Below are 14778 nucleotides of genomic sequence, written 5' to 3'. Positions count from 1 at the left end.
AGAGTAACGCATTCACAATTTTTTCACAATATATTTAATAATTTTTATCGTTATATAGATGTAAGCTGAAGGAGGCATTTTAATGGAACATAAAAAAACATATAATGCTAGACAGCTTAAAAGTAAAAGCGGGACATTGCTTATCGAAGGTCCGATCTCAGGGGATACGCTAGCAAGTCTAGATTTTCATGAAGGTTTAGTAGCTTTTAGACCTGCTAAACAGCAACATGAAGCATTAATCGAAATTGCTGATCTTCCTGAAGGGCGAATTATTGTTGCTCGTGAGGAAAACCAAGTAGTTGGCTATGTCACCTTTCTTTATCCTGATCCCCTTGAGCGTTGGTCTCAAGGAAATATCGAAAATTTAATCGAGCTTGGTGCTATAGAGGTTGCTCCCGATTTCCGTGGCTCAGGAGTCGGTAAAGCTTTATTAGATGTGGCGATGATGGATGACGCAATGGAGGATTATATTATTATTACAACAGAGTATTACTGGCATTGGGATCTGAAGGGGACAGGATTAAATGTGTGGGAATACCGAAAAGTGATGGAAAAAATGATGAGCTCAGGTGGATTAGTTTGGTATGCAACAGACGACCCAGAGATTACCTCTCACCCAGCCAATTGTCTAATGGTTCGTGTCGGCAAAAGAGTTTCTCCAGATTCTATCCAGAAATTTGATAATATACGATTTATTAACCGTTTCATGTATTAATCATTTCACTACTAGAAAAGGAGTTGACTAGATTGATTGTGGAAGAAATAATGAAAAAGAATGTTATTACCCTTACTCCCGATGATTCATTGAGATCAGCGATAGAACTTATGCATGAAGCTAAAATTCGTCATTTACCACTGATAAATGACAAGCATGAAATCGTTGGACTTGTAACAGAGAGAGATATTAAAGCCGCTACACCTGTTTTATTAGAAGGAGATAAAGCCGAAGATTTACTTGAACAGCCTTTATCAAAACTAATGATCACAAGCTTAATCACTGGTCATCCTCTAGATTTTGTTGAAGAAGTGGCTTATGTATTATACATTCATCGTATTGGTTGTCTGCCTATTGTTCAAAATAAAAAACTCGTTGGAATTGTAACTGGGACAGATTTATTACATACGTTTGTTAAGTTAACTGGTGCTGATCAACCTGGCTCACAAATTGAAATTAGAGTCCCTAATCGCGTTGGTATTTTACATGAAGTCACTTCTATCTTTAAAAATAACCAAATAAATGTCTTAAGTGTCTTGCTTTATCCTGATTCTCTTAGCCTTGACCATAAAGTGCTGGTATTTAGGGTCGCCACTATGAATCCACTTAAGCTAGTTCAAACTTTGAAAGAGTTTGGACTTGATGTTATTTGGCCAAATACGCCTGGTTTGGAAGGATAATATGAAAAAAGATTCCGTTTTTATTTATTCCGATGAGTTACTTACCTATCGCTTTTCGAAGCATCACCCTTTTAACCAGCACAGATTAGTATTAACTTTGGATTTACTAAAGAATATCAATGCAATTAGCTTAGAAGATATTGTCGTCCCAAGGATAGCGACAGAGGAAGAATTACGGCTTAATCATCAGCAGTCCTATATTGAAGCGGTCAAACTTGCTAGTGTTGGCCAGTTATCAAGTAGCCAAGCTGAAAACTATGGTATTGGTACAGAAGATACGCCCATCTTTCCAGGTATGCATGAAGCGAGTAGCAGACTAGTTGGAGGTACATTAACGGCAGTCGATCAAGTCATGCAAGGGAAAGCCTTACACGCCCTTCATCTTGGTGGTGGGCTTCATCATGGATTTTGTGGGAAAGCATCTGGATTTTGTATTTATAATGATAGTGCTGTTGCCATTAAATATTTACGCGAAAAATACAATGCACGAGTAATGTATGTTGATACTGATGCCCATCATGGAGATGGTGTACAAGCTTCTTTTTATGATGATGATGATGTTTGTACATTGTCCCTCCACGAGACAGGTCGCTATCTTTTTCCAGGGACTGGGAATGTCAATGAATGGGGACAAGACCGTGGATATGGTTATTCTTTTAATATTCCACTCGATGCCTTTACTGAGGATGATTCCTTTTTGAACGCATACTCAACTGCTGTTACGGAAATAGCCGAGTATTTTAAACCTGATATTTTATTAACCCAAAATGGTGCTGATGCTCATTATTATGATCCATTAACACATCTTTCAACTACTATGAGGACATATCAAGAAATTCCTAAGTTAGCCCATAAAATCGCCCATCAATATTGTGGTGGAAAATGGATAGCAGTTGGGGGTGGCGGATATGACATATGGAGAGTAGTCCCAAGAGCCTGGTCATTTATTTGGTTAGAAATGACAGAGCAAACTAAAATGTCTGGTCCCCTACCAAAGGAATGGATTGATAGCTGGCAAGAAAAGGCTCCTGTTCCCTTAATTAAAAATTGGGAAGATCCGGCTGATATGTATGAACCAATCCCACGCCGCTTAGACATCGAAGAAAAAAACGAGCAAACATTAGAACGGGCATTATACTTTGTTAGACAACAACAGAAACAATTAAAAGGAAAAAATTAAAATCAATATGAAAGCGTCTACTTAGGCTAGTTTTATCATTCCAAAATAATTAAAAGATCCAAATCACTTTGATTTGGATCTACCTACTACTACATATGAAAAGAAATGGTTATTTGCCTTGTCGTTTATTTCGTTGTGTCACGATATTCAATACGATGTGGAAGCAAGACTGTTCCTTCATCGACTTCCTCTTTATTCATGTACTTTGTTAGTAACCGCATGGCAACTGCACCAATATCATAAAGAGGTTGAGAGATTGAAGATAGTTGTGGTCGTACCATAGTAGCTAATTTCGTATCATCAGAGGAAATAATTTCTAATTCATTCGGAATGGAAACTCCCTCATCTTGTGCCCCATTCATAATTCCAATTGCCATATCATCATTTCCGGCAATAATAGCTGTTGGGCGTTTTTCCATTTCGGTGAATTTGCTCCAAACTTCAAGACCTGATTCGTATGTTTCATCACCTTCAACAACATACTCCTCTTGAAATTCAATGCCTGCAGCTTCAAGTGCATCCTTATAACCAACTAATTTTTGTTCAAGATTAATTGGATTATTTAAAGGTCCAATCACAAAACCGATGTGTTTATGACCTTGTTCAATGAGAGAAGAAACTGCATCATAAGTTGCTTGACGATAATCAATATTAATCGAAGGAACTCCTCCAGATGGATCTATGGATCCCGCTAACACAACAGGAACAGGTGAACGTTTAAATTCATCGATATGAGTTTCAGTAATATGACCACCCATAAAGACAATACCATCCACTTGTTTTCCTAACATTGTATTTAGCAGGTGCATTTCTTTATCCAAATTTTGATCAGAGTTACTTAGAATAATATTATATTTATACATTGTAGCAATATCTTCAATTCCTCGAGCTAATTCTGCATAGAAGATACTTGAAATATCAGGGATAATCACTCCGACTGTTGTCGTTTTTTTACTTGCAAGACCCCTTGCTACAGCATTTGGACGGTACTCTAGACGTTGGATTACTTCCATTACTTTTTTGCGGGTCGCAGGTTTCACATTTGGATTACCATTAACAACTCTGGATACAGTTGCCATGGAGACATTAGCTTCTCTTGCGACATCATATATTGTGATATTCATTGGTCTCACACTCCTCTTATTTATTGTCAACAAAAAACCTAAAAACTAACCATTTTTAAACAAAATATCCCATTTTTATTATCATACGCTAATGATTCGTTATCAAGCAAATGAAAGCATTTATTCTTGTCATATTTTGTCACCCAAGTGAACTATTTCACAACGAAAATTATACATATTTAAAAATAGTATCAATCTGTTTAACATTCTTCTCATCCGCAGCCTATTATGGTACATTTCTTATAATAGCAGAAAATCGAGCAATTGAGTATTGAAAAGTGATTTATCAATGAAAACATCTTTTGTTATTCGAAATTTTATTGTTTGAATCATTTTTTTAATAAAAGAAGTAGGGTGATTTGTCAGTGAAAAAGGAACGAATTTTCGCTTTAGATATTGGTACACGTTCGGTTGTTGGCCTTATCCTCGAACAAACCGATGATCAATATCAGGTACTTGATTTGTTTATGAAAGAACATAAAGCAAGAGCTATGCATGATGGTCAAATACATGATATTGTCGCTGTCGCAGAAGTAATTATAGATGTTAAAAACCATTTAGAAGAAAAACATGGCAGCTTAACAAAAGTATGTGTAGCTGCCGCTGGACGCTCTTTAAAAACAGAAAAAGCCAAAGCAGAGGTAAATATTACCGGTAAGCCGATGTTAACAAAGGAAGATATTCTCTATTTAGAACTTTCCGCTGTCCAAAACGCCCAGGCAATTGCAGCTCAGGAGCAGAATAGTGATCATATGCACTCTTACTATTGTGTTGGGTATTCTGTTCTCCATTATTTTATTGACCAAGATGTAATTGGCAATCTCATTGATCAACAGGGAGAACAAGCTTCCGTTGAAATCATTGCAACCTTTTTACCGAGGACGGTTGTTGACTCATTAATTAAGGCATTAAATCGAGCAAATTTAAAATTAGATGCTCTAACACTGGAACCAATCGCTGCCATCAATGTACTTGTGCCTGTCTCAATGCGGAGACTTAATGTTGCGCTCGTTGATATTGGTGCGGGAACGTCGGACATCGCGATCACAAATGAAGGTACTGTCGTCGCCTACGGCATGGTTCCAAATGCTGGTGATGAAATCACTGAAGCTGTTAGTGAACAGCTCCTACTAGACTTCCCTGTTGCTGAAAAAGTAAAACGCCAATTATGGGATCAAGAGTCTGTTAAAGTGAAAGATATTTTAGGCTTTGAAACAGAAGTTCCAAAAGAAGAAGTGGTCGCTCAAATTATCCCAGTGGTTAAGAAATTAGCAACAGAGATTAGTAATGAAGTGAAATTATTAAATAATGGGCACTCACCAAAAGCTGTCATGCTTGTTGGTGGTGGAAGTATGACTCCAGAACTCCCAAAACAAATTGCGGGACTCCTGGGATTACCGGAAAATCGAGTGGCAATTAGAGGTGCTGATGCCATTCAAGGATTAACTTTTTCTGAGCATATTTCTAACGGGCCAGAGAATATCACACCAATCGGCATTGCCATCTCAGCTCGTAATATGCCGATTAAATATGTGTCTTTCACTTTAAACGAACAGCCTAGTCATATGTTTGCAGTAAAAGAACTAACTGTTTCCGATTGTCTTCTAGCATCTGGCCTTACGATTAAAAAACTTTACGGAAAACCTGGATTAGCCAGCTTCATCTCATTAAATGGCCAGGCACTCACAATACCAGGCACTTATGGAAAAGAACCGACCATTATGAAAAATGGAGAAGAATGTGAATTAAATGACATTGTCCACGATGGAGATCAACTTACAGTAGAGAAAGGAGCAGACGGTACTCAAACCGCAGTAAAAATTAAAGATTTACTTGATGAAGTACCCCAAAAAACAGCCATTATTAATGGAGAAAAATATCCTATTCAAATGACGGTCATGCGAAATGGCAAAGAAACCGACATAAATACTACGATTCAAGATGGGGATATTATTAAAACGAAGTATCCTGAAACCATTAATGAACTTATCCAAATGCTCCAACTGAATGAACTGTACTCTTTGCTCCATCCTTTTCGCATAAAGCTGAATGGTAAAGAAATGTTCTTCCCGTATTTTTCCGGGCAAATATTACTTAACGGCCATGAAGTAAAAAGTAATGAGAAGCTGCCAAATTATATTGAATTAACCGTTGTTCAAAAAATGAGCCCGACCATTAAAAATTTAGCCTTGCTTCTTCAACATCCTATTCAGCGCATTATCACTGTTTTCTATGAAGGACAGCCTGTTACGGTCCAGAAAGCTTCAGTTGACTATTTTAAAAATGGAGCGCATCTAGATGCTGACACTGTGCTAAATGATGGAGATGAAATTGAATATAAAGAAACCCCACATGATGGCTTTATATTTCAAGATATCTTTAAATATGTAGAGGTGCATAAACCCCAAGGGGCAAAAGGTAACTTTTCTTTAATAATTAATGGCAATGAGGCCACTTTTTATTCACCTATTCGAGACGGAGACCAGCTAGAAATTGTTTGGCCAGTCGCTGCAGATTAAGTAGCAATGCGCAAAGTCCTACTCAATGATATATGAGAAGAATGAATTGCTCACGATACATCGTTCTAGCCAACTTCCCTATGGTCTAATGGAACAGCTCCCTAAGATAGCACAAAGCGTCTAAATGCCCTATAGAAGAAGCCAGACAGCTGGATAAAAGAACTGCCCCGTAAACGTCAGATTGTGTCTAACATTTACGGGGCAGTTCAAAACTGTCTACTTTTTCTTTATGATTGATTAATGATTCATTGAGGAATTTACTTTATCGGCCAATTCTTCTGCTTTTTCTGCAACATCATCACTATTAGCTTGCACAGCAGTATCTGCTTGGTCAGCACGTTTTTCTACCTGATCAGCAGCTTGTTCTACATTTTCGTCTACTGTTTCTTTCCAACCATCTGTCATATCTTTTACAGACCCAGCAACTTGCTCTGTTTTATCCTTTACACTTCCACGTAGCTTTTCTGTTGTTTCTTTCACCGTATCAGCAACATTGCTACTTTTTTCTGCAGCGACTTGCCGTAATTGATCGGTTTTTTCTTTCGCAGTTGAAGTTAATTCTGTTCCCTTCTCCATAACTGTTTCTGTCCATTCACTAGACTTATCTTTTAATGTTTCTACTTGAGTACCAATATCACTTCTTAATTCTTTACCGGATTTTGGGGCCATTAGCAGTGCAGTTGCTGCTCCTACTATACTTCCCACCACAACTCCAATCATAAAATTACCTGTTTTATTTGTATCATTCTGGTTATTTGCCATTTTATTTTCCTCCCTATTTTTAATGACTTCGCTCCCACTTCGGTGCAGGGATCGCCTTTTGAGAAGTCGATCTCTGTTTCCGTGAAGACTCATGTCTGCCTTTCTCACCAAACCATTTATCTTTTATTTCTTTAAATGCTGCTCCCCATTGAACTACTTGAGCAATTTTCTCTTGATTTCTATTCATTGATGATGAGATTGAGGTTGTCACCTTTTTAAGAGAATGGTTCAACTCCTGTACTGTTCCACCTACATCTTGGACCGCATTTACTACAGTATCCAATCTCTCGACTTTACCTTGAATATCTTCAGCAAGACTGTTCGTCTTATGTAACAACATGGTTGTCTCACCTGTTACCCCTTCAAGCTGTTTGTTAAGACTGTCTAATGTGTGAGTTACACTTGCCATCGTACCCTTTAATTCGTTTAACGTTCTCATCAAACTAATAACAAGGATAACAAAAGCAACCGCAATAACAGCCACACTTACATATAAAATTATAATCACGTGTCCAACACCTCCTATGTTCATTTGACTATACCCTTTGAAGTAATATTTAAACTTCTCCCCTAACTAAACTTCGTCATAAATAGATATAATTCCTGCTATTTCATAAAATTTATGAAAAAGGTCATATTTTGCTTAAGTTATGTTATTTCAACTCGATCTATTCAATTAATTATGTAGAATAACAATAAAAACCTGGAATTTGATCCAGGTCTTTATTTGATTTAACTCTTTTCGCTGAACAATTAGCTAAGCTAATAACGAATTACCGGGCGCCTTTTTGAGTTTTTCCATTCGGCCACTTATGTACGGACCGAATTTGGTCTAGGTTAGAACGGCGACACTAGGCCAGGAAATGTGCTAGTGCAAGGCGAAACAGCTGAATGTCAAACCTTTAGCCGTTCATCCATTATCATTGGGCCTTTTTCAATTGTTTTGCTAAGAAATCCTCATATTCCAGTTGAAATTTTTGAATGTCGCCAGCCCCCATAAACAATATAACAGCTTGATCATGCAAAGCTAATGGTGACGTATCTTTCTCGTCAAGGACTTCAGCCCCATCGATTTGATCACGTAAATCCTCGATAGTCAGTTTCCCATGATTTTCTCGGGCAGAACCAAATATATCGCATAAATAAACTTTATCTGCTTCACTTAAGCTTTCAGCAAATTCCTGTAAAAAAGTTTGCGTCCTTGTAAATGTATGTGGTTGAAACACCGCTACAACAGACTTCTCAGGATACTTTTGCCGGGCTGCTTGAATCGTTGCACTTATTTCTGCTGGGTGATGTGCATAATCGTCCACTAAAATCTGGTTCCCTACCTGCTTCTCTGTAAATCGTCTTTTTACACCTTTGAAGCTTAGGAACTGCTCCTTCAAAATATTGACATCAATGTCTTCATATTGACATAAAGCAATAACAGACAAGGCATTTAATACATTATGTTCGCCATATAAAGGTATTTCAAAATTTGCATAGAAATTGTTTCTAACATAGACATCAAAGGATGTACCGTTCGATGATGTTTGGACATTACGAGCTTGAAAATCATTTTCTTCTCTAAATCCGTAATATAAAACAGGTGCTTTCGCTTGGATCTTTTGCAAGTAATCATCATCCCCATAAGCGATAATCGCTTTGTTCACTTGCATCGCCATATCCTGAAATGCCGAGAACACATCATCAATATTAGTGAAATAGTCTGGATGATCAAAGTCAATATTGGTCATAATCGCATAATCAGGATGATAAGCTAGAAAATGTCTTCGATATTCACATGCTTCAAACACAAAGTAATCGGCATCCTTCACTCCTGAACCAGTTCCATCACCAATTAAAAACGACGTCGGTTTAGCCCCGCCAATCACATGGGCCATTAATCCTGTAGTCGATGTTTTCCCATGTGATCCTGTTATCGCAATACTTGCAAATTTTTCCAATAACTCTCCTAAAAAGGCATGATAACGAATTACTGGAATTCCTAACCTTTCTGCTTCTTCGATTTCTTCATGTGTGTCTGGGAAAGCATTCCCCGCAATCACTCTCATATTTGGTTTAATATTTTCACGATTAAAGGGCAAAATGGTAATATTTGATTTCTCTAAAGATGCTTGAGTAAAAAAGTACTTTTCTACATCCGATCCCTGAACATGATATCCCTTATCATGAAGAATTTGTGCTAGTGCGCTCATACCTGAGCCTTTAATACCTACAAAATGGTATAATGTCATTTTAGAACCTCCAACATACGTGTCTCTATTCTTATCATATGAACTAAAACCTAAATTGGCTAAATCTTTCTAAGAGCCAATAAAACAGATCTTAATTTTTCCAGTCATTAATGATTCATTTACTTATTAATATCCAACATTCACTAGGGTTGTATGTAATAAACCGACATGAATTTCATTTCCATTCCAACAGTATAACATTATTCACCTATCATGACCACACTACAAAAACACTCACCATCTCTGATGGAAAAAGCGATACATAAGCATGAGAATGCGTTGAAGAACAACAGCGTAAAGCTGTGCCTGCTGTTCTTACCCTTTTTTTGATGACGTAAAAAAGCTAATGCTGCAACAAAAAAGGTTAAAATTAACTATTTATTCATCTTGGATAATTTTACTTTCTGGAATGCATAAAGCGATCGACGCTTAGTCCCGGAGCAATCCAAGAAATTAAAAAATTTCATCTCCGGGTAAAAAGGAGTGACAAATCCACCCCTCCTCTAACTAGGTATATTGACTTACATCTTACAAAATAGATTCTTGTAAGGATTCCAACTCATTTTCAGTCATTAATACATCCCGTGGTTTACTGCCCTTCGCTCCTGAAATCACACCTTGCTGCTCCATCATATCAATCAATCTTGCTGCTCGATTGTATCCGATCCGAAATTGTCGTTGCAACATAGATGTTGAAGCACTACCTTGTTTAACTACAAATTCACAGGTTTCAAAATATAACTCATCTTCTTCCTCTTGGACCTGTGTTTTCTTTAATAGTTCTTCTTGCTCAAAAAGATAATCGGGATCACCTTGTGAACGAACATGTTCAATAACTCGGTCGATTTCCCCATCAGAAACAAAAGTTCCTTGAAGACGAACAGGTTTGGACGAGCCACTTCCCAAAAACAGCATATCGCCACGACCAAGTAATTTTTCAGCACCACTAATATCAATAATTGTTCTTGAATCAACCTGTGAGGAAACAGAAAAGGCAACCCTTGTTGGTACATTCGCTTTGATCAGACCAGTAATGACATCAACTGATGGTCTCTGTGTTGCAATGATCAAATGAATTCCACATGCTCGTGCCTTTTGCGCGATCCGACAAATTGACTCTTCAACATCATGTGGAGCCATCATCATTAAATCGGCCAGTTCGTCAATGATAATGACAATATAAGGTAGTTTTTCATGAAAGCGTCGATTTTCTTCAGCTAATTCATTATAACGACCGATATTCCGTACAGAAGTATGAGCAAATAATTCATACCTACGCTCCATCTCTTCAACCGCCCATTTAAGAGAAGCTGTCGCTGCTTTAACATCTGTAATAACAGGACTGACCAAATGTGGTATATGGTTATATGGCGCTAACTCAACCATTTTAGGATCGATTAGAAGCAATTTTAATTCATCAGGCTTTGCTTTATACAACAAACTAACCAAAATCGAGTTAATACAAACGCTTTTTCCTGAACCCGTGGCCCCGGCAATGAGTCCATGAGGCATTTTTTGAAGATCTGTTACGATCGGATTCCCCGAAATATCTAACCCAAGTGCAGCCGTTAATGGTGATTCAGATTTTATAAAAGTTGGATCACCAATAATTTCGCTTAATTGCACTGGCCTACTATCTTGGTTCGGAATCTCGATTCCTATCGTTCTTTTCCCAGGAATTGGCGCTTCCATCCGAATATCACGAGCCGCCATACTTAGCTTAATATCATCGCTCAAATTTGTTATTTTATTTACTTTTACACCCCGTTCAGGTTGAACTTCAAATCTTGTCACAGACGGACCTTGACTCACCTTCACGACCTGTGCCTGAACATTGAAATTAATTAGTGTTTCATTTAATAATTCCTTCTGTTCCTCAAGCCATTCTTCATTGTCAGCCTTTATAACAGGTGGACGTAAAAGCGATAAATCAGGATAATAATAAACCTCTTGAGATGCAGCTTGTTCATTCTCCACTAAACACTGATTTTCCTCACTTTCACGCACATGCGGTACGGTCTCTTTTTGAGAAGGGATATTTTCATTTTTAACTTGTAAGGAGCTTTTCCTATTTTCCCTTACTGGCTCCTCCAGCTGTTTTTCTTGTCTCTCGCGCCAGCTTTTCCGATCATTTTTCAACATAAGGACATTAAATGGCATAGCAGCACGAGTTGTTTCTCTTTTAGTAGGTCTGCTTATCTCTTCAGAAGGAGTTCCTCCGTGTTCCAATGACTGTTTAGCTTGTATTTCTTCTAAAGATTGCTCCACGATCGGATCCTCTTCTTTGATAAACAGGGGAGAGTCCATCTCTTCTATTGAAAGTTCTTCTCTTTCATCCTCTACAGGCTTAAGATCTGTGGACCTTTCCTCTATTTTCATCTCCGATGCAATATCCTTTGCCGTTTCTTCCGGACCTACCTCCTGCACGTCTTCTTTGATGAATAGCGGAGAGTCCATCTCTTCTATTGGATCCTCTTCCCCTTCATCCTTTACAAAGTCAAGATCTACGGACTCTTCCTCTGTTACAATCTTTGGTGCTTTATCCTTAACCGTTTTTTCCGACTCTGCCTCCTGTATTTCTTCTTTGATAAACAACGAGGAGTCCATCTCTTCTATTGAAGGCTCTTCTCTTTCATCCTTTATAGGCTCAAGATCTGCAAACTCTTCCTCTATGATAATTTTTGGTGTTTTATCCTCTAGCGTCTCCACATTTTTTTCCATTTGTGGTTCAGTTTCAGGATATATAAATGTTAATGGTATGACTTTTTCCTCAGTATCGGGTAAGGTCTCCCGCTTTATTTCATTCTCCGGTGTTTTCTTTAAAAAAGCATCCTGTAATTCATATTCTGTATTGTTCTTTTCAGGTCGTTGATAACCAAAAATAGGTGATGGTATATGTGTTGGACGAAAAGGTTGTTTAAGTTGACTTTTAACTTTTTTATTTTGCTTTTCTGCGACTTCTTCCTGATAGACCTTTTGCTTTGGAATTTCAGTTTCTCTTTTTGTTACGGAAGCTCTTTCGGACTTCCGATCATTTCTCTCTCTATATTCATTTTTAGGGGTTCCTTTATTTGGTGGAACTTGTTTGTCAGATGGATCTTGCATTAATGGAAAACGAAAATTACCTTTCGGGTATTGATAAGTCATCCTTGTTTCCATTGTTGACGAAGAGGTCTGACTTGAATTGTCCATTTTTCTAGGTTGTTCTTGTTCTTCATGCTCTTCTGATACAAATTTTGAAATAAATCTTTTAAGCCAGGACATCCTATCCCTCTTTCACTGTCATTTGTCTAGGTAATGCTTGTCGTGCCAGGCAATAACTTTATCCGGCCGCAGAGCAATCCTAAGATCAATCTTATACTTTCTTCCCTGCTAATTAAAGCACAAGCACCAATTTAATTCGCTTCTCCGCGTACTAACCGAAAGCAATTACCCAAATTTTTCTAGCTTATTTTAAAAAATATGCCTGTACCATTATAACAAATCTCACGCATAAAAATTGAGGAAAAAGGAACATTATAAAAGAATCACATTAATAAGGAGGTTTTCAAGTGAAGATTGTTCAATCGATTGCTGTTGCCGGCATCGCTTCCATGATGCTTATGGGTTGTGGAGCAAATGATAACAATAAAGATCAGGTCGCAGATAATAATAACGGGCCTCTTGATGTTAATTACGATACGCGTAATACACGTGATTGGGATAACACAAGAAATGACCTTACCTATAGAAATAATGGAAATCAAGATGGTTACGGCGCGACGGGCGTTCGCAATGATACTCGTGATCATGTTGGCGATAATGACAATAATGATCGACACGTCGATGTAGCTGATGATATTGCGGATCAAGTATCAAAGTTAAAAGAAGTTGACCGTGCTTATGTACTCACAACAGGTAAAAATGCTTATGTAGCCGTAAAATTAACTAATGATCAAAATGACAAGCTAAGCAATGATGTTAAAAACAAAATTGCTGATAAAGCTCGAAAAGCTGATCGCAATCTAGACAATGTGTTTGTTTCTGAAAACCCGGATTTCTTCGGACAAATGCGCGGATATCGTGATGAACTGAATAATGGTAACCCAGTTAGTGGCTTCTTTGATCAATTTTCCGATACTGTAGAACGCGTTTTCCCATCATCAAGATAAAAAGGGACTACGTTTTACAAATAATCTCTTAGAAGCTTGATAAGGAAATTGATATGGCAAGGACTAGGCAAAGAATCAGCACAAATATAGTGACATAAGGGCTGGATCCGAGACTAGCCAAAAACAGCCGACCGAAGCAATGGTCTTTGCAATGGTCGGCTGTTTTTTCAAAAGAATATGCCGATAATGACCAATGCCCCTAAGATAAAACCACCGATCGTACCAATGATCTCTTTGTCTAAAAACTTGCGAGGCTGAGGTGTAAAATATTTTATATCTTCAATGTCTGTCTCTAATTTTTTAACCGTTTCTTGTAAAGATTTTATTTCTTGAAGTAATTCCGTTGCCTGTCCTGTTGAAATCACATTTTCTTCCTTGATTGTGATTTCATTCTTCTCCTCCATACATTTCTCCCCCTTTTGTTTAAATCCATAATTAGCTAAAAGTTCTGTCTATTTTTTATGAACGCTTTTCTGGCAGTTGAATGACAATTCCCTGTACTACTCGAATATTCTCGTCCTCTCGCTCTTCTTCCTTTCCCCAACGTATAATTAAAAAGAAAAGAGCTGTTCCATATCCAATTAATTGGAGGAATTTTAATGTCACCCCAGCGAGCTGTTGGTCGATAATTCCATTCATATTAGAAAAAAGTTGATATGACTCAGTTGTATAGACTGAATAATGAGCGGACGACATGCTGAGGATTAAGTAAATCCCAAGCGGCATTAATAAAAGAGAGTTTAGAAATACGTAGGCAACTCGTACAAAATAAGAAAAGTTCCCCACGTTTTTTACTGGGGCAATAATTGTCCACCACATAAGCAAAGCCGCTACTGCTAAAATTAATTGAAAAGCCCATGATAATAAATTATGCTTATGAATTTCATTAAAAAAAGCTGGAAGCAAATAAAATGATACAAGACCATTAAAAATTAAAGCAGCAATCCACGGGTGAGCAAATATTTGCATCCCTTTTCGCAACCGATGCCCCCAGAAATACCTTTGCAACATAGGAGCTGGCAAACTTAGAACAAATAACGGAATGACTCCAAAATAGATGATGGCCAGCCCAAAAACATGGGCAATAAATAGAAAATCATTGCCGATTATTCTTAATGGGCTACCTTTAACAATATACAATAGAGTCATGCTAACGAGATAACAAAATAAGTGCCTTTTTATTGCATTTTCCCCTGTCGTTTTTATGACTTTTTTATAATATAGCCATGTCAAAAGAATAAGAAGCATGAACAAGACTGGATTCCATAATTTATACCACGGATATAGGGAATAAAGTTCTGTAAACAAGTTATTCGCTCCTTCTCCTACATGCAAATGAATACGTTTTATACTTTCCTAAGCTTCTAATTCTTATTCTAACATAAAAACAGGTAAGCGCATTCCTCT

12 protein-coding genes are annotated in these 14778 nt (G+C 37.6%); 5 read left to right on the top strand and 7 right to left on the bottom strand.

Translation table 11 applies throughout. The features are described from left to right. Positions 1-82: 82 nt before the first annotated feature. Genes J2Z23_RS11305 through J2Z23_RS11295 form a run of 3 tightly spaced genes read left to right on the top strand, consistent with a single transcriptional unit; the run spans position 83 to position 2575 of the window. Positions 83-715 carry a GNAT family N-acetyltransferase gene (locus tag J2Z23_RS11305; RefSeq protein WP_057994691.1) on the top strand — a complete coding sequence of 211 codons (633 nt, stop codon included), beginning with the start codon at positions 83-85 and terminating at the stop codon, positions 713-715. 38 nt (positions 716-753) lie between these two features. After that, positions 754-1395, top strand: a complete 642-nt coding sequence (locus J2Z23_RS11300; protein ID WP_338011597.1) for an acetoin utilization AcuB family protein — start codon at positions 754-756, stop codon at positions 1393-1395. A 1-nt stretch (position 1396) separates the two neighbouring features. Beyond that, positions 1397-2575, top strand: a complete 1179-nt coding sequence (locus J2Z23_RS11295; RefSeq protein ID WP_064468551.1) for an acetoin utilization protein AcuC — start codon at positions 1397-1399, stop codon at positions 2573-2575. Between the two features lie 125 nt (positions 2576-2700). On the opposite strand, the gene ccpA is transcribed toward J2Z23_RS11295, so the two are convergent. Then, positions 2701-3699: a catabolite control protein A gene (ccpA, locus tag J2Z23_RS11290; RefSeq protein ID WP_057985295.1), complete on the bottom strand. Its 999-nt coding sequence runs from the start codon at positions 3697-3699 to the stop codon at positions 2701-2703. 365 nt (positions 3700-4064) lie between these two features. On the opposite strand from ccpA, the gene J2Z23_RS11285 reads away from it, so the two are divergent. Further along, positions 4065-6218 (top strand): cell division protein FtsA, encoded by a 2154-nt coding sequence (locus tag J2Z23_RS11285; protein WP_057985297.1) that lies wholly within the window; start codon positions 4065-4067, stop codon positions 6216-6218. Positions 6219-6455: 237 nt separating this feature from the next. Here the strand turns inward: J2Z23_RS11285 and J2Z23_RS11280 are convergent, their stop codons facing one another. The 4 genes from J2Z23_RS11280 to J2Z23_RS11265 form a co-directional block, all read right to left on the bottom strand. Then, positions 6456-6980, bottom strand: coding sequence for a YtxH domain-containing protein (locus J2Z23_RS11280; RefSeq protein ID WP_064468550.1), 525 nt, complete (start codon positions 6978-6980; stop codon positions 6456-6458). Positions 6981-6999: 19 nt separating this feature from the next. Then, a complete protein-coding gene (locus J2Z23_RS11275; RefSeq protein ID WP_057985301.1) occupies positions 7000-7488 on the bottom strand; it encodes a DUF948 domain-containing protein in 489 nt (162 codons plus the stop codon). A gap of 412 nt (positions 7489-7900) precedes the next feature. Then, on the bottom strand, positions 7901-9220 hold the full coding sequence (gene murC / locus J2Z23_RS11270; protein WP_057985303.1) for a UDP-N-acetylmuramate--L-alanine ligase: 1320 nt from the start codon (positions 9218-9220) through the stop codon (positions 7901-7903). Between the two features lie 528 nt (positions 9221-9748). Further along, positions 9749-12484, bottom strand: a complete 2736-nt coding sequence (locus tag J2Z23_RS11265; RefSeq protein WP_209973946.1) for a DNA translocase FtsK — start codon at positions 12482-12484, stop codon at positions 9749-9751. Positions 12485-12771: 287 nt separating this feature from the next. Between J2Z23_RS11265 and J2Z23_RS11260 the strand changes: the two genes are divergently transcribed. Beyond that, positions 12772-13371 (top strand): YhcN/YlaJ family sporulation lipoprotein, encoded by a 600-nt coding sequence (locus J2Z23_RS11260; RefSeq protein WP_057985307.1) that lies wholly within the window; start codon positions 12772-12774, stop codon positions 13369-13371. A 167-nt stretch (positions 13372-13538) separates the two neighbouring features. On the opposite strand, the gene J2Z23_RS11255 is transcribed toward J2Z23_RS11260, so the two are convergent. Both J2Z23_RS11255 and J2Z23_RS11250 read right to left on the bottom strand, forming a co-directional pair. Continuing rightward, positions 13539-13775: a hypothetical protein gene (locus J2Z23_RS11255; RefSeq protein ID WP_057985309.1), complete on the bottom strand. Its 237-nt coding sequence runs from the start codon at positions 13773-13775 to the stop codon at positions 13539-13541. Positions 13776-13830: 55 nt separating this feature from the next. After that, entirely contained in the window at positions 13831-14619 is a 789-nt protein-coding gene (locus tag J2Z23_RS11250) for a cytochrome c oxidase assembly protein (RefSeq protein ID WP_274387270.1), read from the bottom strand. Positions 14620-14778: the final 159 nt, after the last annotated feature.

Origin of the sequence: Lederbergia galactosidilytica, from assembly GCF_017873565.1 — a bacterium.
Lineage (GTDB): Bacteria > Bacillota > Bacilli > Bacillales > Bacillaceae_C > Lederbergia > Lederbergia galactosidilytica.
Note: the sequence above shows the minus strand (reverse complement) of the source record. Positions and strands in the feature narration are given on the sequence as shown.